Raw genomic sequence first — 23,447 nt, forward strand, 5'->3', positions numbered from 1 at the left:
CGCTCGCACCCCCACCACGCACGACGCCCCCGCACCCTCAACGGGGTACGGGGGCGTCGAACGGATGCTGTGACTCAGTCGCGGTTTCGACCGCGAACGTGACTCAGTCGCGGTCTCGACCGCGAACGCGGCTCAGTCGCGGTCGCGATCGCGGCGCTGCGGCCGGTCGCTGCGCTTGGCCGAGCGACCGCCGGCGTCGAGGCGCAGGTCGATGAGCTGGCCCGAGATGCGAGTGTCGGCGAGGCGGTCGATCGTGTCGTTCGACAGGTCGACGGGCAGTTCGACGAGCGAGAAGTCCTGACGGATCTGGATCGCACCGAAGTCGTTGCGACGCAGGCCGCCCTCGTTGGCGAGGGCGCCGACGATCTGACGGGGCTCGACGCGCTGACGACGACCCACCGCGATGCGGTACGTCGCGAAGCGACCGGAGGTGTCGCGGCGCGGGCCGGCGTCGCGGGATCCGCCGTCGCGCGAACCGCCGTCGCGGGCGGGACGCTCGGTGTCGAAGCGCTGCTGGCGGAAGGCCTCGGCCTCGAGCAGCAGCGGAGTGTCACCCTGCGCGACCACGGCGAGAGCTGCGGCCACGTCGGCCTCGGGCACGTCGTGGTGCGCCACGTAGTGCGCGACGACGTCGCGGAACGTCGCGATCGCGGCGGTGTCTTCGAGGGCCGTGGTGATGGCGTCGTCGAAGCGCGTCAGGCGCGTGGCGTTGACGTCGTCGACGCTCGGCAGCGACATCTCGGTCAGCGGCTGGCGCGTCGCCTTCTCGATCGCGGTGAGCATGCGGCGCTCGCGCGGGGTGACGAAGCTGATCGCGTCACCGGTGCGGCCGGCGCGGCCCGTGCGGCCGATGCGGTGCACGTACGACTCGGTGTCGATCGGCAGGTCGTAGTTGACGACGTGACTGATGCGGTCGACGTCGAGACCGCGCGCGGCCACGTCGGTGGCGACGAGGATGTCGAGCTTGCCGCTCTTGAGCTGGTTGACCGTGCGCTCGCGCTGCACCTGGGCGACATCGCCGTTGATCGCGGCGGCGGTGTAGCCGCGGGCGCGCAGCTTCTCGGCGACGGTCTCGGTCTCGTTCTTGGTGCGGGTGAAGACGATCATGCCCTCGAAGTTCTCGACCTCGAGGATGCGCGTGAGGGCGTCGATCTTCTGCTGGTACGACACGATCAGGTAGCGCTGGGTGATGTTCGTCGAAGTCGCGGTCTTGGTCTTGACCGTGATCTCTTCGGGGTTGTTCAGGTACTGCGCCGAGATGCGGCGGATCTGCGCCGGCATCGTGGCCGAGAACAGCGCGACCTGCTTCGTGGCGGGGGTGTCGGCGAGGATCGTCTCGACGTCTTCGGCGAAGCCCATCTTGAGCATCTCGTCGGCCTCGTCGAGCACGAGGTACTTCAGCTCGCTCAGGTCGAGGGTGCCCTTGTCGAGGTGGTCCATGATGCGACCGGGGGTACCGACGACGATGTCGACGCCGCGGCGCAGGGCCGACAGCTGCTGGCCGTAGCCCTGGCCGCCGTAGACGGGCAGCACCGAGACGCCCTTGATGTGCGCGGCGTACTTCTCGAACGCCTCGCACACCTGCAGCGCGAGCTCGCGGGTCGGCGCGAGCACAAGGGCCTGCGGGTTCTTGTGGCCGGTCTCCATCTGCGACAGCACCGGCAGCGCGAACGCCGCGGTCTTGCCGGTACCGGTCTGGGCGAGGCCGACGACGTCGCGGCCCTGCAGCAGCACGGGGATCGTGGCGGCCTGGATCGCGGACGGGGTCTCGTAGCCCACGTCCTTCAGGGCCTTGAGCACAGCGGCATCCAGTCCCAGGTCGGCGAAGGTGAGCTTTTCGGGAGTGGTCTCGGCCTCAGCGGAGTCGACGGGGGTTTCGGATGCCATGACTCCACGGTAGTCTCCTCCGCGCTCGCGCGCGGGCCGAGGTCTAGCCTGAGGGCGTGCGCCGACGATGGCGCGGCTGCCTCGCCCGCCGAACCGGGCGTTCACCGAAGGACCCCAGCGTGACCGACATGTCCTCCTCCGGCACCACCGGAGCCCCCACCACCCCTCGGCGACCGGTGATCGCCTGGGCCCTCTGGGACTGGGGTTCGGCGGCTTTCAACGCCGTGGTCACGACGTTCGTCTTCAGCACCTATCTCGCCAGTCAGCTGTTCGTCGACCCGGCGATCGTGGCGGCGGCGAACGGCGACGACAAGAACCCGGCCCTCGTGCGCGCTCTCGCCGACAACGCGACCCTGGTGGGCGTGGCGCTGATGATCGCCGGAATCGTGGTGGCCCTGGTGGCCCCGGTGCTCGGCCAGAGATCCGACGGCACCGGACGCCGCAAGCTCTGGCTCGGCATCAACACCGGCCTGGTCGTGCTCGCGATGGCGGCGATGGTGTTCGTCGAGGGGACGCCGTCGTTCCTTGTGCTGGGGGCTGCGCTCATCGCGGTCGGCAACGTCTTCTTCGAGTTCGCAAGCGTCAACTACTACGCGATGCTCACGCAGGTCTCCACTCGCGAGAACATCGGCCGGGTCTCGGGCTTCGGCTGGGGCATGGGTTACGTCGGCGGCATCGTGCTCTTGCTGCTGTTGCTCGTGCTGTTCATCCAGAGCTTCGGAGACCCCGGTGCCGGCGGGCTCCTGGCCGTGACAAAGGAGGGCGGGTGGAACATCCGCCTCGCCGTCTTGGCATCCGCCGTCTGGTTCGGCGCTTTCGCGATCCCGGTGCTGCTGCGCGTTCCGGAGATCCCCGCCCGCCGTCGCCAGGTGCGCGTGGGTTTCTTCCGCTCCTACGTGGTGCTGTGGGGAACACTGCGCGCGCTCTGGCGCGACAGCCGTCAGGTCCTGCTCTTCCTCGTGGCCAGCGCGGTCTTCCGCGACGGCCTCGCCGGGGTCTTCACCTTTGGCGCGATCATCGCCGCGCAGGTGTTCGGTTTCAGCTCCACCCTGGTGCTGTACTTCGCTGTGGCCGCGAACGTGGTCGCCGGCGTGAGCACCTTCATCGCCGGACGTTTCGACGACAGATTCGGCCCGAAGCGGGTCATCGTCGTCTCGCTGATCGGACTCATCGTGCTCGGCGGGGCCGTGCTGTTCATCGGAACGTCGCAGACCGCGTTCTGGATCACCGGCCTCGGCCTGTGCGCCTTCGTCGGCCCGGTGCAGTCGGCGAGCCGGTCCTTCCTGGCCCGTGTCGCCCCCGAGGGGCGCGAGGGCGAGATCTTCGGCCTCTACGCCACGACCGGTCGCGCCGTGTCGTTCCTCGCCCCCGGCCTGTTCGCCCTCTTCGTCGGCATCACGGGCGACACGCGGCTCGGCATCCTGGGCATCGTGCTGATCCTGGGTGCGGGATTGCTGCTGCTGCTCCCGGTGAAGGCGAAGCCCGCCGTCATCGTCTGAGCCGGCGGCATCCGGAACCGCCGGCCGCGGGTCCATCCGCCCCCTCGCCGTACACAACTCCGGCAGATCCGTCGGCCACACGGGGCGCGGCCCCGGAATCACGCGGATGCAGACCCCGGCGCGCACCGAATTTCAGGAGTTGTGCACGCGGGCCGAGACGCCCGGTGCGCGGCATCCGGATGCCGGGAACCCGGCCGGAGCTCCGGCGATCAGTCGCGCGGCCAGGCGTCGGCGAATTTCGCCAGCAGGCGGGCGAATTCGGTGCGCTCGGCGTCGGTGAACGACTCCAGGGCGGACCGCACCGCGTCACGGCGGCGCCCGCGGAATCCGGAGACGAGGCGCTCTCCCTGCGCGGTGAGGCGCACGCGGGTGCGGCGGGCGTCTTCGGGGTCGGGCTCGCGTTCGACGAGACCCATCTGCACGGCCTGCTGCACGAGGCGTGACGCGCGCGGCTGATCGACGCCGACCGCCTCGGCGATCTCGCTAACCGAGAGCGATCCGGATGCCGCGATGAGGGCGTCGAGCATGCGGAGCCGCGCGGGTCCGGCGAAGCGGCCCGCGGCGGCGTCTGCCCACGGCGGACCGCCGTGACCCCAGGGTCCGCCGCGTCCTCCGTGCCCTGCGCCGTGGCCCGCTCCGTGGTGGTGCGGCGCCTCGGGCGGGAACGGCGGACGTGGTCGGCGGCCGCGCAGTCGGGAGAGGGCGGCCGCGATCTCGTCGGCGGGGTCGGATGCCATGCCGCGATTTTACATGTCGCTTGACAAGTATCGGGAATACATGTCACAGTACATCCGTTGTCACATGACATGCATCGGCGGAACTCCCGCCCACGAAAGGACACCCTGATGAACACCTCCACACCTCTGGATCCCCGCAGCCTCGCCCATCGCCTCACGACGGTCGGTCACGCGCTGCATCACCGCTTGTTCGCGCAGCTGCGCGACAGCGACCTGCACCCCAAGACCGTCTTCCTCCTGCGGGCCATCGACGGCCGCATCGACGCCCCCTGGGTCGCCGAGCGCCTCGCCCGCGGAGGCAAGCGCGTCTCCGCCCTCGCCGATCGCGGATGGATCACCTCCACCGACGACGGCTGGGCGCTCACCGACGAGGGCCGCGCGGTCCTCGACCGGCTGGACGCCGACCGTTCGGCGCTGCTCGCCGACGTCCCGGCCGACGACCTCGAGCGTCTCGTCGCAGCCCTCGACACCATCGAAGGTGCACTGGGCCTCGACGCGGAGTCGGGTGACGACCGCGGGCCCCGTGGCTTCGGCCCCGGGTTCGGTCCGCGCGGCGGCTTCGGTCCGGCGTTCGGTCCCGGATTCGGCCCGCGCGGCGGCTTCGGACCCTTCGGTCCGGGCATGCGCCGCGGCTTCGACCCCGACGCGCGCGGTTTCGACCGCGATGCTGACGGCGAGGGCCGTCGCGGACACGGCGGACCCCGCGCGCACGACGGCGACGCCGAGCACGCCCGCGGCGAGCGCGGCCCCCGCTACGGCTACGGCTTCGGCCCCGACTTCGGTCACGGCCACGGGCGCGGGCACGGCGAGCGCGGTCACGGCTTCGGCCCCGACTTCGGTCACGGCCACGGGCGCGGGCACGGCGAGCGCGGTCACGGGTTCGGCCCGGGCTTCGGCCACGGTCGCGGACACGGCGACGGCGAGCGCGGTCACGGCCGCGGACACCGGGCGGCTCAGCGCGCCTACGAGCGCGGCTTCGACGCCGGGTTCAGCCGCGGGCGCGAGTCCACGGCATCCGGCACCCCCTCCGACACGGAGCGCGGCCCGGTCGCGGAGTGATCCGCGAGAAACCGCTCAGGCGGGTGAGACACGGCGAGAGAGGCCGGGTCTCACCCGCCTCGGCGCGTCTGGGGACGGATGCCGGCGCTCAGCGTCCCGCGGATCCGGCGTCGGTCGAGCCGACGTCGGTGCGGTGGAAGTTGAGCGCCGAGCGCGACGCGGTCGGACCGCGCTGACCCTGGTAGCGGTTGCCGTAGGGACCCGAGCCGTACGGGTTCTCGGCCGGCGAGGTGAGGCGGAAGTAGCAGACCTGGCCGATCTTCATTCCGGGCCACAGCTTGATCGGCAGGGTCGCGACGTTCGACAGCTCGAGGGTGACGTGTCCCGAGAAGCCGGGGTCGATGAAGCCCGCGGTCGAGTGGGTCAGAAGGCCCAGCCGCCCGAGCGACGACTTGCCCTCGAGGCGGGCGGCGATGTCGTCGGGCAGCGTCACGCGCTCGAAGGTCGATCCGAGTGCGAACTCCCCGGGGTGAAGGATGAACGGCTCGTCCGGGTCGACCTCGATCAGACGGGTGAGCTCGGGCTGATCCTCGGCCGGATCGATGAAGGGGTACTTGTGGTTGTCGAACAACCGGAAGTGGCGGTCGAGCCGTACGTCGACGCTCGAGGGCTGGACCATGGCCGGGTCGAAGGGCTCGAGGCCGAGGCGCTTCGCGTCGAGTTCGGTCCGGATGTCGCGATCGGAGAGCAGCACGCCCACAGCCTACGGGCGGGGCCCGCGCTCGCGCTGTCGGGTTTCACCCCGCTTGCGCCGCATCGACATGACCGGCATTCGTCTCGCGTGTGGCGCGCGAGGACGTATCCGTTCGCCGAGAACGCATGCCTTTGCACGCAAGGGAATGCGCGCTCGACGAACGGGTGCGGTTTCGCCGGCGGAGGCGGTTTCGGGGGCGGATGCCGAGGGATGCGACCACGACGCTGTTATGCTGGCCGGGCTGCCGCAAGGCGCACGGGGCTGTAGTTCAATGGCAGAACTTCTGCTTCCCAAGCAGATAGCGCGGGTTCGATTCCCGTCAGCCCCTCAGAAGGCCCGACTCACCGCCATCGGCGGTGTGGCGGGCCTTTCGCGTGGGTGCCGTAGGAACCGGAACCGCAGCGGGTGGGCCCACGCCGCCAGAGGCTCCGCGCGCTGCGCAGCGGCGCGTGGAGAGGCGGTGGGGACGATTCCCGTCAGCCCCTTCGAAGCCGTCACGCGAGACAGCGACGAGCGCGATTCGCGCCGATCCCTTGCCCCGGCATCTACGATCCGCCTATCTTTGGACATCTGACCTCTGATGTCAGTTCCCCAACGAAAGGCGTCGACGATGAAGCCCGCCCTCCTCCCCCTCCTTCGCACCCGCAGAGCCCTCTGCATCGGCGCCACGATCGGCGCGCTGCTGGCCGCAGCGTTCGTGGCGCCGGCGCACGCGGCATCCGGAAACCCGACCGACCCCACGGCGGCACCGGGGTCGTACAGCGCCCAGAACCTCGCCGCCGACCGCACCTCGGCGAACTTCTTCTACCGGATCCCCGCGCTCACGCACCTCGGGGACGGTGTCGTCCTCGCCGCGTGGGACGCGCGTCCGGGCAGCGCGGCGGACGCTCCGAACCCCAACTCGATCGTGCAGCGGCGCTCCACCGACAACGGCGCGACCTGGGGCCCGCAGACGGTCATCGCCGCGGGCAAGGCGGCAGACGCGTCAGGGCCGAAGTTCGGGTACTCCGACCCCAGCTACGTGACCGACCGCGAGACCGGCCGGGTCTTCGCGTTCTTCGTGTACTCGAAGGACGTGAGCTTCCAGAGCAGCGGCTACGGCAACAACGACAGCGACCGCAACATCCTGAGCTCCGCCGTCGCGCACTCCGACGACGGCGGGGTCACCTGGAGCGCCCCGCGACTCATCACGAACGTGACCAAGCCCGCGGTCGGCGGCTCCTCCAGCCCTGTCGCCGGTGACATCAAGGGCACGTTCGCGACCTCGGGCGAGGGCATCCAGCTGCGGTACGGGTCGCACGCGGGCCGCCTGATCCAGCAGTACGCCGGCACTGTGCTGCAGTCGAACGGATCGACCGCGATCCAGGCTTACTCGGTGTACTCCGACGACCACGGAGCGAGCTGGATCAAGGGCGCGAACGTCGGCACGGGCATGGACGAGAACAAGGTCGTCGAACTCTCGGACGGCCGCGTGATGCTCAACTCGCGCGACAGCGCGAACGGGCGCCTGCGCAAGACCGCGATCTCGACCGACGGCGGCGCCACGTTCGGTGCGGTGACGGCTGACGCCGAACTGCCCGACCCGACCAACAATGCCTCGATCATCCGGCTGCACCCCGACGCCCCGGCGGGTTCGGCCGACGCGAAGAAGCTCGTCTTCACGAACGCGAACAACGGCGCGAACGGAGACCGCGTGAACGGCGCGGTACGGGTGTCGTGCGACGACGGCCAGACGTGGCCCGGCCTGCGCAGCCTCACGACCGGGTTCTTCGCCTACTCGAGCGCCACGGTCCTCGACGCCGGACGACTCGGCGTGCTGTGGGAGCGCAGCTACACCAACGACATGCAGCTGTCGACGTTCGACGAGGCCTGGCTGAACTACGCGTGCGCTCCCCTGTCGGCACCCGCGCAGACGGTGCAGCCGGGGCAGACCCTGCAGGTACCGGTCACGGTGACGAACCAGGAGTCCACGGCGCTGTCGGGGACCGTGACCCTCACTCCGCCGAGCGGGTGGACGGCCGGCAGCACCGCCGTGTCGACCCTGGCCGCGGGCGCGTCGCGGACGGTGAACGTCAGCCTCACCGCGGCATCCGGCGCCGCGGGGGCGCAGAGCATCCCCGCCGTGTTCACCGCGAGCGACGGCCGGGTGAGCCAGACCGCCGTCTCCGTCACCGCCCCGGCCGCCGCGCTGACCGCCACGATCACGGGCGCCCGCGCCGACGGCTCGCGCAACCTCGCGACCTCGCCGTATCAGGTGGGCGAGCAGGTGCCCTACACGTTCCGCGTGCAGAACACGTCGTCGGCGACGATCACCGTCACCCCGACCAGCGGGGACTTCTCGCCGTTCCTGCCGCCGAACGCGGGCAACTGCCGCTGGACGAACCTCGCCGCGAACGCCGCCTACAGCTGCACCACCCCGCGGCACACCGTGACGCAAGCCGACCTCGACCGCGGCTACTTCGTCGCCGACACCGTCTGGTCGCTGTCGGCCTCGGGAGCGACCACGCGCTCGATCTCGGTGACGGGCGGACAGGTCGCCGTCCGCTGACGCGCATACGCGAATCGCCCCCGGCGCTGGTCGGGGGCGATTCGTCGTCTCGGAGTCAGGAGAGGCGGATGCCGTCGCGCCAGACGGCGACCGGCTCGAGGTCCTCGCTCCACAGCACGGCGTCGCCGCGGCATCCGGGCTGCAAGAGCCCCAGGTCGTCGCGCCCGATCGCGCCCGCGGGCACGCGGGTCGCCGCGGCGACGGCGTCGACGAGGGGGACGCCCGCTGCCACGACGCCACGCACCGCGCGGTCGAGGGTGAGGGTCGAACCGGCGATCGTGTCGGTGTCGCGCAGGCGCGCGATCCCGCCCGAGACGGTCACCGCGAGGTCGCCGAGCCGGTAGTCGCCGTCGGGGGAACCGGCGGCCGCCATGGCGTCGCTGACGAGGGCGATGCGGCCGGGGGCCGCGCGGAAGAGCGGGGCGAATAGCGACGGGTCGACGTGGGTGCCGTCGGCGATGAGCTCGAGGGTCATGGCCTCGTCGGCGAGGGCGGCACCCACCGGCCCCGGGGCGCGATGGTGCAACGGCGGCATGGCGTTGAACGCGTGCGTGAGCAGGGTCGCCCCGGCCGCGATCGCCCGGCGGGTCGTCGCGGTGTCGGCTCCCGTGTGCCCGACCGCGACGCGCACCCCCGCCGCGACGAACGCCCGGATGAGGTCGAGGGCGCCCGGAAGCTCGGGCGCGATCGTGATCTGCACGAGGGTCCCGGCGGCGGTCAGGCGCTCGACGTCGAGGGAGGCCGGATTCCGCAGCGCCCAGGGGGCGTGCGCGCCGCGGTGGTCGACGTCGAGACAGGGGCCCTCGAGATGGATGCCGAGGAGCCCGGGCCGGGCGGCGGCGCTCAGCCCACCGATGGTGTGCTCGAGGGCGAGCGGCGCTGCGCTCACGAGCGAGGCGACCACCCGCGTGACGCCGTGAGCCGCGTGCACCCCGAGGATGCGGTCGACCGCGGCCGCGGCATCCGGATCCTCGAAGGCGGAGCCGCCCCCACCGTGGGCGTGGATGTCGACGAGGCCGGGGGTCACGAGAGCCCCGGGACCGGCCACCTCTCGGGCGTCGACGACGTCGGCGGCTGCCGAGACCACCGCGGGCGGCGGATCCCCCGCCCCGGCCTCGTGTACGAGGCCGTCGGCGAGGTGCACCCAGCCACGGTCGATCTCGGCGGAGGCACCGGTGACGACGCGGGCGTCGCGCAGGAGCAGGCTCATGCCGCGGTCGGCGTGGGGGCGGATGCCGCGGTCCGGAGCATCGCGCCCAGGTTCGCCGCGACCGTGCCGAGCACGTCGACGGAATTGCGGTCGTCGGGGTGACGGCTCACCTTGAGGCCGAGGCGGTCGACCGCGCCGGCGGCGCCCAGGGCGTCGACCGCGGCGGGGCAGGTCAGCAGCGACCGCGAGGAGGGATCGACCTCAGCGAAGGGAAGGTGCGCGTCGGCCCAGGCGGCTCCGTACGGCCCGTCGACGGCTGCGGCTCCCGACAGGGAGAGCCCCGCCAGCAGGCCCGATGACTCCGCCCGCGCGATCTGCGCGCTGACCGCCGCGGGGTCGCGGGTCTCGATGAGCGACCGACCCCAGTTCATCCACACCCCGACGGGGGCGCCGCTCGCGCGGATCGCGTCGATCTCGGCATCCACCGACAAGAAGCCCTTCTCGAAGGGGTGCACCCCGGTGTCGGCGTCGCAGTGCTCGATCACGAGCCGGGCGCCCGCGAAATCCCACGCGGCGAGCTCGTCGAGCGCGGATCTCAGGGCCTCCACCGAGCCGCCCCCGCGCGGCGCGGAGTGGAGCATGACGGTGGTAACCCGCGCGCGGCTGCGCTCCGCGAGTCGATGGACGTCGCCGCGGACGCGCTGGAGGTCGTTGAGGGCAGCCCGCCGACCGGCGTCGTCGGGCGAGGCCAGACCGTACCCGGGCATGGCGGCGCAGCGGCCCATCACCCAGGGCAGGGGCGTGACCGCCAGCTCGATCGCCGGCAGCTCGCGCAGGAACCACTCCTCGTCGTGGGGATGGATGCCGCCGAGCCACGGCACCTCGAGACCGGAGACCTCGGGCAGGGCGCACAGCCCCGCCATGAGCTCGCCCTCGAGGTGCGGGTCCCACGCGCGGAACGCCGGGGATGCCGCGTAGGCGCTGACCAGGACGGGGGTCACTGGACCAGCGACCGGTGCGCGCGGGTGTCGCGGTAGTAGTCGGAGAGCTCGAGCTGCGATGCGGCCGCCTCGTCGACGAACACCGTCACGTCCGGGTGGTGCTGCAGCACGGTGCCTGGCCAGCGCGCCGACACGGCGCCCTCGACGAGCTGGGCGACGGCCGGCGCCTTCGCCTCTCCCGTCGCCACGAGCACGATGCGTCGCGCCTCGAGGATCGTGCCGAGTCCCTGCGTGAGGCAGTGGCGAGGCACGGCGTCGAGGTCGCCGTCGAAGAACCGCGCGTTGTCGAGACGCGTCTGCGCGGTGAGGGTCTTCACGCGGGTGCGCGAGGCGAGCGAGGATCCGGGCTCGTTGAAGGCGATGTGCCCGTCGGTGCCGATGCCGAGGATCTGCAGGTCGATGCCGCCGGCATCGCGCATCTCGTGCTCGTACCGCCGACACGCCGCGTCGAGGTCGTCGGCGTCGCCGTCGGGTCCGCGGACGGCCGCGGGGTCGATGTCGACGCGGGCGACGAATTCCTCGCGGATCACGGCGTCGTAGCGCGCCGGGTGTCCGGCGGGCAGGCCGACGTACTCGTCGAGGGTGAAGGCACGCGCTCGAGCGAGCGAGAGCTCGCCCGCGGAGACCCGGCGGCCCAGGGCTTCGTAGACCCGCAGGGGGCTCGAGCCGGTCGCGACACCGAGGACGGTCTCGGGGGCGGATGCCACGAGGGCGGCGATCTCGTCGGCGATGAGGTCGCCGATCTCGTCGGGGGTGGTGATGACGACTTCCATCAGTTCTTCTTCTCTCTCGCGGAGACATCGCGCTCGGAGACATCGCGCTCGGAGACATCGCGCACGGAGGTGTCGCGCGCCGGGGTCCCGCCCGCCGGGGCGCCGAGCGCCTGGACGAACCACGAGGTCAGGGTGGAGGGGTGGGTGATCGCGGTGCCGACGCACACGGCGAAGGCTCCGGCATGCTTCGCGCGGCGGGCGTCGGCCGGGGTGTGGATGCGCCCCTCGGCGACGACGGGTCGCGTGCAGGCGGCCACCACGGCGGCGATCAGGTCGATGTCGGGGCCCGCGGTCTTCGGACGCTCGCCCGTGTACCCCGACAGGGTGGTGCCGAGGAGGTCGGCTCCCGCAGCCTCCGCGGCGAGCGCGTCGTCGAGCGAGCCGCAGTCGGCCATCACGAGCACGTCGTGCGCGGCCTTGAGCTCGGCGATCGTCTCGGCCAGGGTGCGCCCGTCGGGCCGGGTGCGGCGCGTGCCGTCGATCGCGACGATGTGCGCTCCGGCCTCGGCGACGGCGCGCGCGTGAGCGAGGGTCGGGGTGATGAACACGTCGTCATCGCCGTCCTTCCACAGACCCACGACGGGCACGCCGACGTCGCTCGCCGCACGGATGTCGTCCAGGCCCTGCAGGCGCACGCCCGCGGCGCCGCCGACGACCGCCGCGCGGGCGATCTGCGCCATCGTGCGGGGGTCGCGCATCGGCTCGCCGGGGTAGGCCTGGCACGACACGATCAGCCCGTCGCGCAGGGTCTCGAGCAGGCCGGTCGTGCCGAGCTCGGCGCGCGAGCCGCCGCGCGGGTCGGTGCTGCGCGGGTCGGTGCCGCGGGAGTCGGTGCTGTGCGGGTCGGTGCTGCGCGGGCCCGTGGCGTGCGCTTCGGTGCCGGCGCTCATGCCGCCACCGCCACGTCGGCCCACGCGGAGGCCGCGGCCCCGCGCAGGGGAGCGTCGGCGCCCAGCGCGCCGGGGCGCACCGGAACGGCCGCGAGCGCGTCGATGACGCTCGCGCGGAACGCGGCCTCCATCGGGTGCCACCACACCGGACCGATGTCGGCGACCCCGCCAGTGACCACGATGACTTCGGGGTCGAGCAGGGTCGCCGCCCCCGCGAGAGCCCGGCCCACGGCCGCGGCCGCATCGGCGATCGCGCGACCTGCGGTGAGATCGTCGGCCGCACGGGCCGCGACCGCACGGGTGTCGGCGACGGCGGGGTCACCCCCGAGCCAGCGGTAGTGCCGCAGCAGGCCGAGGCCTCCGCCGATCGCCTCGAGGTGCCCCATCCGCCCGCAGGGGCAGCGCAGGTGCTCGGCTCCCGGGGTGGGCATGTGGGCGATCTCGCCCGCGACGTGGTGCGCGCCGTTCCAGGACCGGCCGTCGATGACGACTCCGCCGCCGACCCCGGTGCCCACGGCGACCGTCAGCAGGCTCGACGCCTCGCGGCCGGCGCCGAAACGGTACTCGCCCAGCGCGTGCGCATCGACGTCGTTCTGCACCGAGATGGGAGCCGACGCTTCGAGGTGATCGCCGAGGGCTGCGCGCAGGGCGGAGCGCAGCGGCATCCCGACCCATCCCCTCAGGGTGTCGGTGGCCGAGACGATCGTGCCGGTCGAGGTGTCGACCACGCCGGCCGTGCCCACGCCGACGCCGCGGAGCGAGGCGCCGTGCCGTTCGGCGAGAGACGTGGCCAAAGCCGCCACGAGGCCGACGATCGCCGCCCCGCCCACGCGGCCGGGGGTCGTCGCCGTCGCCCGGTCGACGATCTCGCCGCGGGGGTCGACGAGGGCGACGGTCGTCTTCGTTCCGCCGATGTCGACGGCGGCGACGGCGTCGGCCATCACGCGACCGCGACGGGGAGGACTCCGGCGCGTGAGAGCACCTCGCGCACGGATGCCACGGCGTCGGCGTCGAGGCTCTCGACGGTGTCGGCCATGAAGGCCTCGTCGATCAGCCCGCGCGCGGCCATCGCGGCCTTGAACGCGCCCACGCCGGTGGCGTCGCCCGAGAGCCCGCGCGGCTGGAACACGATGTCGAAGATGCGGTTGAGGCGCTCCTGCTCGGCACGGGCGGTGTCCCAGTCGCCGCGCTCGGCGGCATCCCACAGGCGTACGTATCCCTCCGCCTCGACGTTCGCCAGACCCGGCACGACGCCGTCGGCACCCGCGAGGGCCATCGCGTCGACGACCACCTCGTGGCCGGTGAGCAGCTGCAGGGGGCGACCGACCTCGGCGTTGGCGGCGACCAGGCGGCGGAAGCCCACGTCATCGCCCGAGGAGTCCTTCACACCGTGCACGACGCCGTCGGCGGCGAGCTCGAGCAGCAGGGCGAGGGGCAGCTTCGTGTGCACGCGCACGGGCACGTCGTAGGCCCACAGCGGCGCGTCGATCTTCGCGGCGATCGCGCGGAAGTGACCGGCGATCTCGGTCGGAGAGTTCAGCGTGTACAGCGGGGCGGTCGTGACGATCGCGTCGACGCCCTCGGCGGTGAGCCGGCGGGCGGTCTCGGTGATGCGCGGAGCGGTGAGCTCGATCGCGCCCGCGATGATCGGCACGCGACCGGCGGTGGCGCTGACGATCGTGCGGACGATCTCGACGCGCTGGTCGTCGGTGAAGTAGGCGGTCTCGCCCGTCGAGCCGAGGGCGAACAGGCCGCGGACGCCGGCGGAGATGAGGTGGTCGACGAGACGCTCGAGCGAGGCGTGGTCGATCGAGCGATCGGCGCGCAGGGGGGTGGCGACGGGAGGGACGACGCCGGAGAAGCGGGTCGTGGAGGACGAGTGGCTCATGAGGGGATCCGTGTTTCTGTGGTCAGGCGAGCAGCGAAGGCGCGGCGCCCAGCAGCGAGCGGGTGTAGGGGTCGGCGGGGGCGTCGAAGACGTCGGCGGCGGAGCCGAACTCGACGACGCGGCCCTTGTGCATGACGGCGATCTCGTCGGAGAGGTAGCGCACCGTCTGGATGTCGTGCGAGATGAAGACCATGCCCAGGCCCAGATCGCGCTTGAGGTCGGTGAGCAGGTTGAGGATCTGTGCGCGCACCGACACGTCGAGCGCCGAGGTGGGCTCGTCGGCGACGATCACCTGCGGGTTGAGGGCGAGGGCGCGGGCGATCGCGACGCGCTGGCGCTGACCGCCCGAGAGCTGGCCGGGCAGGGCGTCGAGCGCCGAGGTGGGCAGCCCGACCAGGCCGATCAGCTCCTTCACGCGCTTCTGCCGCTCGTTCGGGCTGCCGATGCGGTGCACCTGCATGGGATCGAGCAGCGCATCGCGCACGGTCATGCGGGCGTTCAAAGCCGTCGCCGGGTCTTGGAAGACCACCGACAGGATGCCGCCGAGCTCGCGCCGCACCCGGGTGGAGAAGTCGCGCACCGGTCGACCGGCGAACACCACCTCTCCCGAGGTCGGCTTCTCGAGGCCGATCAGCACCTTCGCGGCCGTGGACTTGCCCGAGCCCGACTCGCCGACGATGCCGAGGGTCGATCCGCGGTGCACCGCGAGGGAGACGCCGGCGAGGGCGTCGACGTAGCTCTTGCGGAACAGTCCCGACTGACGGGTCGAGAAGCGCACGTGCACGTCTCTCAGTTCGATGACGGGATCGGTCATCGCACACCTCCTACGGGGGCGACGGGCGCATCGTCGGGATGCGCGGCGTAGTAGTGGTCGGTACCGTCCACCCGGCGGCGCACGGGGCTGACGCCGCGACCGCGCTCCGGATTCGACGACCGCGGGGCGAAGCGGTCGCCCTTCGGGAAGTCGCGCGGCGAGGGCACGGTGCCCGGCACCTGGTGCAGACGGTCGGAGCCGGACTCGATCGAGAGCACCGATCCGAGCAGTCCCCGGGTGTACTCGTGCAGGGGCTGCACGAGCAGATCGTGCGTGGGCGCCTGCTCGACCACCTGGCCGGCGTACATGACGGTGATGCGGTGCGCGAGCTCGGCCACCAGGGCCAGGTCGTGCGAGACGAACACCATCGCGAAGCCGAGCTCTTCGCGCAGCCGGTTCAGCAGCTCGACGACCTGCGCCTGCACCGTGACGTCGAGCGCGGTGGTCGGCTCGTCGGCGATCACGAGGCGCGGGTTGCGGGTGAGCGCCATCGCGATGAGCACGCGCTGACGTTGACCGCCCGAGAGCTCGTGCGGGTACGACGCGAGCGTACGCTCGGGGTCGAGTCCCACCAGTCGCAGCAGGTCTTCGGCGCTGCGGGTGCCGCCGCGCGAGGTGAGCTGCTTCATCTGCGAGCGGATGAGCATCGCCGGGTTCAGCGAGCTGAGCGCGTCCTGGTAGATCATCGCGATGTCGTGGCCGCGTAGAGCGTTGCGCTCGCCCGGCGTCATCGTCAGCAGGTCCTTGCCGTCGAAGAGGATCTGACCCGCGATGCGCGCCTTCGGGTCGAGCAGACCCATGATCGCGAGCGAGGTGATCGACTTGCCGCAGCCCGACTCGCCCACCAGCGCCATCGTCTCTCCGGGGCGGACCGTGAACGACACGTCGTCGACGACGTTCACGTCGCCGTGACGGGGGAATCCGATCGAGAGGTTCCGCACCTCGAGCAGGGGCGCGGCGTCGGAGTGGTAGGGCATCCGCTCCCCGCGGGCGAGTTCGCGGTCGCGCAGGTCGTCGAGACGCTGAGCGAGCGATGCCGCCTGCGCCGCTCCTGCGGGCGCGAGCACGGCGTCGCGTTCGTACGCGGTGCCGTTGGCGATCCGCGCCGCGCTGTCGTTCTCGCCGGTGGGGACCTCCACCTTCTCGAGGTCGGTGGTCGCCTCGTCGGTCGAGGCGGCGTCGGCGGTGACCTTGCGGGCCTTCGGCGACACCATGGCATCCGTCAGCCCTTCGGACACGATGTTGAGGCACAGCACCGTCAGCATGATCAGGATGCCGGGGAAGAACGTCGCCCACCAGGCACCTGCCATCAGCAGGTTGCGGCCGGCCGCGATCACGTTGCCCCACGAGGGCTCGGGGTCGGGGACGCCCGCCTGCAGGAACGACAGAGAGGCCTCGAAGACGATCGCGTCGGCCACGAGGACGGTGGCGAACACCAGGACGGGGGCCAGTGTGTTGCGGGCGACGTGCTTGACGATGATGCGCGGGGTCGACGAGCCGATCACGCGGACGGCCGAGACGTAGTCCTCGCCGTACTGGTCGAGGATGTTGGCGCGCACGATGCGCGTCAGCTGCGGCACGTAGAGGAACGCGATTGTGAGGATCAGCACCGGCAGCGAGCGGCCGAACACGGCTACAAAGACCGCGGCGAGTGCGATGCCGGGGAACGACATGATGACGTCCATGACGCGCATGAGGGTCTCGGCGATGAGGCGCGGAGCGGTGGCGGCGATCGTGCCGAGCACCGCGGCGGCGATCAATGCCGCGATGGTGGCGCCGAGTCCGATCGAGAGCGAGTAGCGGGCGCCGTAGACGAGGCGCGAGAAGATGTCGCGGCCCTGGCGGTCGGTGCCGAACCAGTGCTCGGGTCCGGGAGGCTGCACCGCGGGACCCGAGGCGAGAGGGTCGTAGGGCGCGATGAGCGGGGCGAACACCGCCACCAGCGCGACGATCGCGATAAGGGCGAGGCAGATGGTGGTGCCGATCGGGAGGCGCCCGAACCGCAGCCCGGGGAGCGACAGGCGCTCGGTCAATGTGCGTCGCATGGGGTTACACCGCCCGGATTCGGGGATTGATGAGGACGTAGAGCAGGTCGACGACGATGTTGATGACGACGAACGCGAGGGCGACGGCCAGGGTCACGCCCTGGACGAGGTTCGGCTCGTTGTTGGTCACGCCGTTGAGGATGAGGGTTCCCATGCCGGGGATGGCGAAGATGACCTCGATCACCACGGCCCCGCCGAGCAGGTAGCCGATGCGGAGCCCGAGCACGGTCACGGGAGTGATGAGGGCGTTGCGCAGCACGTTCCGCGCGACCACAATGACGCGCGGGATGCCGGCGCCGAGCGCGGTGCGGACGTAGTCGCGGTCGAGCTCTTCGACCATCGAGGTGCGCACGACGCGCGACAGCTGTCCGATGACGGGGATAGCCAGAGCGACGGCGGGCAGGGTCATGCGGGCGACCCATCCCCCTGGATCGTCGAAGAAGTTCGGGAGGGGGCCGGATGCCGGCAGCAGACGCAGCTGCAGGGTGAACAGCTGGATCATGAGGATGGCCAGCCAGAAGGACGGCGTGGATAGGGCCGAGACGCTGATCACGCGGATGAGCTGGTCGGGCCACCGGTCGCGGTAGACGGCTGCGAGCACCCCGAGCACGAACGCCAGCACGACGGCGATGGCGAGTCCGAAGAAGGTCAGCGACAGCGTCACGGGGAAGGCACGGGCCACTTCGTCGCCCACGGGCAGCGAGCGCGCGGAGTACGTGCCGAGGTCGCCGCGCAGCAGGCCAAGGAGGAACGCGACGTAGCGCACGAACAACGGGTCGTTCAGGCCGTTCGCGTTCCGGTAGGCCTCGAGGGCCTCGGGCGAGGCGGTCTCTCCCAGCGCGTTGCGCGCAGGATCGACCGGGGAGAACGACATCACGAAGAACACCAGGAACGTGATGCCGAGGATCATCAGCGGCAGCTGCAGCAGCCGGCGGCCGACGAGGCGGAGCGTGTGCGACACGGACCGCTCCTTCCTGAGCGGATGGGATGGGGGCGCGCGGGCGGCGCGCCCCCACCGGGGTTACTGGGCGGCGACGCCCACGTCGAGGAACGACAGGCCGGTCGTGGGGACCGGCTCGAAGCCGACGAGCTGCTGACCGTTCCAGGCGGTGGGGAGCTTGCGGTGGAACAGCGGGTACAGCACGGCCTGGTCGGCGAGCAGGTCGAACGCCTTGTTCCACGTCTGCTGCTGCTCGTCGCCGGTCTGCTGCACGGCCTGGTCGAGAAGGCCCTGGAGCTCGGCGTATTCGGGCTGGTCGGCGAAGTGCGTGCGCTTCTGCGTCCAGACGTTGGCGCCGTACCACCAGTTCATGAGCAGGTCGGGGTCGTTGCCGAAGACCGAGGGGTCGCCGGGCGCGATCATGGCGGTGTACTCGCCGGCGTCGACCTTCGCGTACTGCGCGGAGGACTGACCGATGTCGAGCGTGACGTTCACGCCCACGGCATCCAGCGACTCCTTGATCAGGGGCGCGACCTCCTTGACCCAGCCGGTGTCGGTCGACAGCAGGGTGATCGAGAGGTTCTGAGCGCCGGCCTCGGCGAGCAGCTCCTTCGCTTTGTCGGGGTCGTAGGAGTAGACGGTCGAGGCCTCGTGGTAGTTCGCGTAGCCCTCGGGGAGGAACGACGTCGCCGCGGTGGCGTTGCCCAGCATGCCGGTCGAGATGATCTTGTCCATGTCGAGCGCGTAGTGGAACGCCTGGCGCACGCGGACGTCGTCGAACGGTGCCGCCTGGGTGTTGAACATCATGAACAGCAGGCCGAACGACTGGACGCTCTCGACGTCGGCGGTGGATGCGAGGCCGTCGGCGTCGATGTAGGGCACGTCCTCCATAGCCTGGATCGTGCCGGACGACATCGCCGTCACACGCGCGGCGGAGTCGGAGAGCAGGTTCCAGTTCATGCCGGCGGCCTTCGCGGGACGAGGGCCGTTGTAGGCGTCGTACTTCGCGAAGACGATCTTGTCTTCGGGCACGGCCGAGACGAGGGAGTAGGGGCCGGAGCCGACGGGGGTCTTGCCGAACGCCTCGGCACCCTCGCTCTCGACGAGCGCCTTGGGCACGATCTTGACGATGCCGAGACGTTCGTTCAGCAGCGAGAAGGGGTACTTCGTGGTGATCTCGACCGTGTCGGTGTCGACCGCGGTGACGGACTGGATGAAGTCGACGTACGAGGTGAACAGTGACCCGTTCGCCGGGTCGAGCACCCGCTGGTAGCTGAAGACGACGTCGTCGGCGGTCACGGGCTCGCCGTTCTGGAACGTCGCGCCCTCGCGCAGGTCGATGTCGTAGGTCGTGTCGTCCTTCTGCACCGGCAGGTCGGCCGCGAGCGCGGCGTACGGCTGCTTGGTGACCGGGTCGAGGTCGACGAGACCTTCGAAGATGTGCCAGTTGGCGGCGACCGTGACGGCGCCCGAGGCGACCATCGGGTCGAAACTGCCGTTGAGCGAGTACGAGATGCCCGCTTCGATCGTGGCGTTCGGGTCGATCGGGGCGTCGCTGGCGGGGTCGGAGGCGGTGGTGCCGCCCGCACCGCAACCGGCGAGCGCAACGCTCGCGACGAGGGCACCGGCGACGATCGCGGTGGCCCGGCGCGGGCGTCGGCGCAGGGGGTTTCGGAACATGGTCACTCCTGTGTGGATGATTCGGGCGTCGTGAGGACATCTGACGTCTGACGCACTATACTCACGAATGTCGGCGAAACACAAAGCCGAATCGCGAACCGCGCCGAGCGCGGATTTCAGGGGGATGGAGCACCGAATGGTCATGGCCGACCGACAGGCGTCGCGCATGCGACGATCCACGACAGCGGATCAGATCAAGCAACTGATCCTGACCCGAGACCTCAAGCCCGGCGATCTGCTGCCCACCGAGGCCGAGCTCTGCGAGACCCTCGGCGTCTCGCGCTCATCGGTCCGTGAGGCCATGCGCACGCTCGCGACACTCGACATCGTGGAGGTGCGCTACGGCCACGGCACCTTCGTCGGCGGGATGTCGCTCGACCCCATGGTCGAAGCGCTCGTCTTCCGCGGCGTGCTCTCGCCCGACGGGTCGATGGACGCCCTGCGGGAGGTCGTCGAGGTGCGAGTCGCCCTCGACCTCGCCCTCGCCGAGCTCGTGGTCGAACGCGCCCACGCGGGAGACGCGGATGCCGATGCACTCCGAGCCCTGGTCGCCGAGATGGTTCGCCGCGCCGAGCGTGGCGAGAGCTTCCTCGAAGCGGACCGCGCCTTCCATACGAAGCTGTTCGCCGCGACCGGGAACCGCCTCGCCGAGCAGTTGGTGGGGGCGTTCTGGGACGTGCACACGGCGGTCATCCCGCTGCTCGAGATCCCGATGCCCGATGACATCCGCCTGACCGCGGCCGCGCACGGCGAGATGCTCGACGCCGCCCTCGCGGGTGATGTGGAGGCCTACCGCCGCGCGGTCGTGGCCCACTACGAACCGCTGCAGCGCTCTCTCGCGGCGGAGGCCTCTCGGCGCTGAGCGACTCAGGCCGGGGCCGCGACGACGTCCGCGCTCGTCACGACCGTCGCCCCCGCGCCCGACAGCGCGGCGAGGAACGCCGCGTGCACGCTCGCCCCGTCGACGGCGGCTCCGCCGTATGACAGCTCCGGCGCGGCACACGCGTCGGCCACCACCGACACGTCGTGTCCGAGGTCGAGGGCGGCGCGGACGGTGGCGTCCACGCACGTGCTCGTCATCATGCCGACCACGAGCAGCGGACGCCGGCCCAGCTCCTGCAGCCGCTCGCGCAGGTCGGTGCCGACGAAGGAGTTCGGAGAGTGCTTGACGATCACGACCTCATCGCCGGCGGGGGCGACGCGGTCGTCGATCTCGGCGCCATCCGTTCCGACCTCGAGGAAGCCCCCACCCGCGGGGCTCTCGTGACGCACGTGGATCACCGGGCCACCCTGGGCACGCTGATGCGCGAGCACGGCCGAGGCCGCGTCCGCCGCGGCATCCGGATCCACGAGCGGATGCCGGCCGTCGGGGAAGTAATCGCGCTGGATGTCGATGATGACGAGCACGGGGTGCATGGGTCACGCCTCTCCGCGCCGTCGCGGCGCGAAATCCAGTCGATCACCCGGCACGGCGGGCGTCAATCCACCCGGGTCATGAGGGGAGCAGACCCGACAGCCGACCCCACAGATCACCGATGATCGGGCCGATGTCGGCGGCGCGGTCAGCCGAACCGACGGCGACGGCGACGATCGGGAAGACCGTCACCGCGAACGAGATCAGGACCGCCAGCACCGCCCACACCCAGGCGGCGGCGGGGCGACGGCGGGTGAGCGCGAGCAGCAGCGCACCCGCGACGAGCACGAGGCCGAGCAGCGTCACGCCGGTGACGCTCAGCACGGGGAACGGCACGAGTCCCGCCGTACTGGCGGTCGTCGCGGCCAGGAATCCGGTCAGCGGCAGGAACAGGCCCAGCGCGATCAGCACCACGATGACGAGGCCGACGCCCGTGGCGATGTAGACGCCGCGCGGGCGACGGACAAAAGCCCGACTCGACGTCTTCACGACAGGCCTCCTCGATGGCTCGCCTGGCGCACGGAGCGCGCGGGGCGCGCGGTCGCGGCATCCGGGATCAGAAGCGACGGGAAGGACGGGTCGATCATGTCGAGTCCTTTCGATCGGCGAGGTCGGTGGAGGGTGCGGAGCGCGCACCGCGAAGAGGGAGGGGGCGGATGCCGTGGCCGCACGGCCGCGCGGCGCTCCGCCCCCGAGGGGTCAGTGAACGCGCGACTCGTCGTCGTCGTGGTCGTCGTCACCCGGCACGTGCACGTCGTTCACATCGACATTCACCTCGACCACGTCGAGCCCCACGAAGCGCTCGATCGCGCCGGCGACGCGAGCGCGCACCTGGTCGGCGACCTCCTGGATCTGCGCGCCGTATTCGATGACGACCGTCACGTCGGCCGCGGCCTGCGTCTCGCCGACCTCGACCTTGACGCCCTGCGTCAGGTCGGTGGCGTTGATCGCGTCACGGATCGCGCCGAACGCGCGAGCGCCTCCGCCTCCCAGCGCGTACACCCCGGCGACCTCGCGGGCTGCGATGCCGGCGACCTTGGCGACCACGCCGTCGGCGATCGTCGTCTTGCCCTCGGCGTGCGCCTCGGGGCCGCGCCCTCCGAGAGGGCGGTTGATGCGGGATGCTGCCTGCGAGACATTTCGCGCAGCGGGAGTGTCGGTGGTGACGGGAGCGTTCTCAGCCATTTCGGTTCCTCTCGAGCGCGGTACCCGGTCGGTTCCGGGGCGGCGAATTCGCCTACACAGAACAGACGTACCGGGCGGCCGTTCCGTCACGCGGGGGTTGAAAAGCGCCGCGCGATATGTATGAGAACGCATAGGCTTACGCCGTATATCCCAGTGATCGCGGGCCGGTCAAGACCGCGCGCAGAGGGCGCGCGACGGCCATCGTGGTGTCGTGGCGGTCACCTGATCGAAGAAAGTCGCGCGTGACGAATGCGCCCGCGGCGACGTCCACATCGCGACGCCGGCACTTGGTCGGCCACGAAAGGAGCGCTCACCGCCATGGGGAAGAAGAAGAACGAAAAGCGCAATGAACCGGTCGCCGTGCAGGACTCGACGGTCGAACAGCAGGCCCAGAATGCGCCGCAGTGGTCATCGCTCGCGCGCTACGCGGCCGAGTTCTTCGGCACGTTCTTGCTCGTCCTGGGCGGCGTCGGAACCGCTCTCTTCGCTGCCAACTTCCCCAGCGCCGACGACAACCAGGCCGGTGTCGGGTTCCTCGGCGTCGCACTCGCGTTCGGGCTGACGCTCGTCGCCGGCATCGCCGCCGTCGGCCACGTCTCGGGCGGCCACTTCAACCCCGCGGTCACACTCGGTCTGCTCGCCGCCGGCCGCACCGACGCCCGCCACGTGCCGGGTTACCTGCTCGCGCAGATCCTCGGCGGCGTGGTCGCCACGAGCGTGCTCGCCCTGGTGCTGTCGGGCAAAGACGGAGCCCTGGCCGCCGCCGAATCGACCGGCTTCGCCTCGAACGGATTCGGCGAGGGCAGCCCCGGCGGGTTCGGTCTTGCCGCCGTGTTCGTCACCGAGGCGGTGCTCACCGGTGTCTTCATCGCCGTCATCCTCTCGATCACCGCGAAGAAGGAGTACGTCACCTTCACCCCCATCGGCATCGGCCTGACGCTCACGCTGATCCACCTCATCAGCATCCCGGCCTCGAACACCTCGGTGAACCCGGCGCGCTCGATCGCGACGGCCGTGTACGGCGGCGCGCTGCCCGTGTCGCAGCTGTGGGTGTTCATCGTCGCGCCGATCGTCGGTGCAGCGGTGGCAGGCCTCATCGTGCGCGTGCTCGGGCGACGGGTCGTCCAGGCCGCGTGAGCCGGATGACGACTCTGAACACGGCGGTAGGCTCGGGACTAGCCCACGGATGCGGCATCGCGCAAGCAGACCCGAGCCTGCCCCCTCGACGCGTCACCATGGACAC

Annotated in this window: 21 protein-coding genes and 1 tRNA gene; 6 read left to right on the forward strand and 16 right to left on the reverse strand. The window is 71.2% G+C overall.

The features are described 5' to 3' along the window. Positions 1 to 132 precede the first annotated feature (132 nt). Complete coding sequence (locus LPW41_RS00420; protein WP_144831440.1) at positions 133 to 1,887, reverse strand: DEAD/DEAH box helicase; 1,755 nt, start codon at positions 1,885 to 1,887, stop codon at positions 133 to 135. Positions 1,888 to 2,015: 128 nt separating this feature from the next. Here LPW41_RS00420 and LPW41_RS00425 point away from each other — a divergent pair, with 128 nt between their 5' ends. Next, positions 2,016 to 3,386, forward strand: a complete 1,371-nt coding sequence (locus tag LPW41_RS00425; protein WP_230704502.1) for an MFS transporter — start codon at positions 2,016 to 2,018, stop codon at positions 3,384 to 3,386. A 209-nt stretch (positions 3,387 to 3,595) separates the two neighbouring features. On the opposite strand, the gene LPW41_RS00430 is transcribed toward LPW41_RS00425, so the two are convergent. Next, positions 3,596 to 4,123 (reverse strand): MarR family winged helix-turn-helix transcriptional regulator, encoded by a 528-nt coding sequence (locus LPW41_RS00430; protein ID WP_144831438.1) that lies wholly within the window; start codon positions 4,121 to 4,123, stop codon positions 3,596 to 3,598. Positions 4,124 to 4,231: 108 nt separating this feature from the next. On the opposite strand from LPW41_RS00430, the gene LPW41_RS00435 reads away from it, so the two are divergent. Next, on the forward strand, positions 4,232 to 5,182 hold the full coding sequence (locus LPW41_RS00435; RefSeq protein ID WP_230703839.1) for a MarR family winged helix-turn-helix transcriptional regulator: 951 nt from the start codon (positions 4,232 to 4,234) through the stop codon (positions 5,180 to 5,182). A gap of 88 nt (positions 5,183 to 5,270) precedes the next feature. On the opposite strand, the gene dcd is transcribed toward LPW41_RS00435, so the two are convergent. Then, positions 5,271 to 5,876 carry a dCTP deaminase gene (gene dcd / locus LPW41_RS00440; RefSeq protein ID WP_230703840.1) on the reverse strand — a complete coding sequence of 202 codons (606 nt, stop codon included), beginning with the start codon at positions 5,874 to 5,876 and terminating at the stop codon, positions 5,271 to 5,273. A 257-nt stretch (positions 5,877 to 6,133) separates the two neighbouring features. Here dcd and LPW41_RS00445 point away from each other — a divergent pair. Continuing rightward, positions 6,134 to 6,204, forward strand: a tRNA-Gly gene (locus LPW41_RS00445). Positions 6,205 to 6,486: 282 nt separating this feature from the next. After that, on the forward strand, positions 6,487 to 8,424 hold the full coding sequence (locus tag LPW41_RS00450; protein WP_144831430.1) for an exo-alpha-sialidase: 1,938 nt from the start codon (positions 6,487 to 6,489) through the stop codon (positions 8,422 to 8,424). A 55-nt stretch (positions 8,425 to 8,479) separates the two neighbouring features. Here LPW41_RS00450 and LPW41_RS00455 read toward each other — a convergent pair whose 3' ends face one another. The 10 genes from LPW41_RS00455 to LPW41_RS00500 all read right to left on the reverse strand — a co-directional run bounded on the left by LPW41_RS00455 (position 8,480) and on the right by LPW41_RS00500 (position 19,605). Beyond that, complete coding sequence (locus LPW41_RS00455) at positions 8,480 to 9,634, reverse strand: N-acetylglucosamine-6-phosphate deacetylase (protein ID WP_154097117.1); 1,155 nt, start codon at positions 9,632 to 9,634, stop codon at positions 8,480 to 8,482. Continuing rightward, a complete protein-coding gene (locus LPW41_RS00460) occupies positions 9,631 to 10,575 on the reverse strand; it encodes a DUF4862 family protein (RefSeq protein ID WP_186325451.1) in 945 nt (314 codons plus the stop codon). Before LPW41_RS00460 ends, LPW41_RS00455 begins: the two co-directional genes overlap by 4 nt. Beyond that, positions 10,572 to 11,348: a glucosamine-6-phosphate deaminase gene (gene nagB / locus LPW41_RS00465; protein WP_144831421.1), complete on the reverse strand. Its 777-nt coding sequence runs from the start codon at positions 11,346 to 11,348 to the stop codon at positions 10,572 to 10,574. Before nagB ends, LPW41_RS00460 begins: the two co-directional genes overlap by 4 nt. Next, a complete protein-coding gene (locus tag LPW41_RS00470; protein WP_230704503.1) occupies positions 11,348 to 12,106 on the reverse strand; it encodes an N-acetylmannosamine-6-phosphate 2-epimerase in 759 nt (252 codons plus the stop codon). The genes nagB and LPW41_RS00470 overlap by 1 nt, the downstream gene beginning before the upstream one ends. Before the next feature lie 128 nt (positions 12,107 to 12,234). Then, the gene (locus LPW41_RS00475; RefSeq protein ID WP_144831414.1) at positions 12,235 to 13,179 is read right to left on the reverse strand and encodes an ROK family protein; all 945 of its coding nucleotides are present in this window, start codon (positions 13,177 to 13,179) and stop codon (positions 12,235 to 12,237) included. After that, the gene (locus LPW41_RS00480) at positions 13,179 to 14,126 is read right to left on the reverse strand and encodes a dihydrodipicolinate synthase family protein (RefSeq protein WP_144831411.1); all 948 of its coding nucleotides are present in this window, start codon (positions 14,124 to 14,126) and stop codon (positions 13,179 to 13,181) included. The genes LPW41_RS00475 and LPW41_RS00480 overlap by 1 nt, the downstream gene beginning before the upstream one ends. Before the next feature lie 22 nt (positions 14,127 to 14,148). Next, positions 14,149 to 14,940 (reverse strand): ABC transporter ATP-binding protein, encoded by a 792-nt coding sequence (locus LPW41_RS00485; protein WP_144831408.1) that lies wholly within the window; start codon positions 14,938 to 14,940, stop codon positions 14,149 to 14,151. Then, positions 14,937 to 16,985 carry a dipeptide/oligopeptide/nickel ABC transporter permease/ATP-binding protein gene (locus tag LPW41_RS00490; protein WP_230703841.1) on the reverse strand — a complete coding sequence of 683 codons (2,049 nt, stop codon included), beginning with the start codon at positions 16,983 to 16,985 and terminating at the stop codon, positions 14,937 to 14,939. Before LPW41_RS00490 ends, LPW41_RS00485 begins: the two co-directional genes overlap by 4 nt. A 4-nt stretch (positions 16,986 to 16,989) precedes the next feature. Then, positions 16,990 to 17,946 carry an ABC transporter permease gene (locus LPW41_RS00495; protein WP_230703842.1) on the reverse strand — a complete coding sequence of 319 codons (957 nt, stop codon included), beginning with the start codon at positions 17,944 to 17,946 and terminating at the stop codon, positions 16,990 to 16,992. Positions 17,947 to 18,006: 60 nt separating this feature from the next. After that, complete coding sequence (locus tag LPW41_RS00500; protein WP_230703843.1) at positions 18,007 to 19,605, reverse strand: ABC transporter substrate-binding protein; 1,599 nt, start codon at positions 19,603 to 19,605, stop codon at positions 18,007 to 18,009. A gap of 166 nt (positions 19,606 to 19,771) precedes the next feature. Here LPW41_RS00500 and LPW41_RS00505 point away from each other — a divergent pair, with 166 nt between their 5' ends. Further along, positions 19,772 to 20,467 carry a FadR/GntR family transcriptional regulator gene (locus tag LPW41_RS00505; protein ID WP_154097113.1) on the forward strand — a complete coding sequence of 232 codons (696 nt, stop codon included), beginning with the start codon at positions 19,772 to 19,774 and terminating at the stop codon, positions 20,465 to 20,467. A 5-nt stretch (positions 20,468 to 20,472) separates the two neighbouring features. On the opposite strand, the gene LPW41_RS00510 is transcribed toward LPW41_RS00505, so the two are convergent. From LPW41_RS00510 to LPW41_RS00520, 3 genes are all read right to left on the reverse strand, one after another. Next, on the reverse strand, positions 20,473 to 21,021 hold the full coding sequence (locus tag LPW41_RS00510; protein WP_154097112.1) for a cysteine hydrolase family protein: 549 nt from the start codon (positions 21,019 to 21,021) through the stop codon (positions 20,473 to 20,475). A gap of 76 nt (positions 21,022 to 21,097) precedes the next feature. Beyond that, positions 21,098 to 21,508, reverse strand: coding sequence for an MFS transporter permease (locus tag LPW41_RS00515; RefSeq protein WP_154097111.1), 411 nt, complete (start codon positions 21,506 to 21,508; stop codon positions 21,098 to 21,100). A gap of 210 nt (positions 21,509 to 21,718) precedes the next feature. Next, positions 21,719 to 22,204, reverse strand: a complete 486-nt coding sequence (locus LPW41_RS00520) for an Asp23/Gls24 family envelope stress response protein (RefSeq protein ID WP_230703844.1) — start codon at positions 22,202 to 22,204, stop codon at positions 21,719 to 21,721. Positions 22,205 to 22,522: 318 nt separating this feature from the next. On the opposite strand from LPW41_RS00520, the gene aqpZ reads away from it, so the two are divergent. Continuing rightward, a complete protein-coding gene (gene aqpZ, locus LPW41_RS00525; protein WP_154097109.1) occupies positions 22,523 to 23,341 on the forward strand; it encodes an aquaporin Z in 819 nt (272 codons plus the stop codon). Positions 23,342 to 23,447 lie beyond the last annotated feature (106 nt).

It is taken from the genome of Microbacterium sp. JC 701 (assembly GCF_021026215.1).
Lineage (GTDB): Bacteria > Actinomycetota > Actinomycetes > Actinomycetales > Microbacteriaceae > Microbacterium > Microbacterium algihabitans.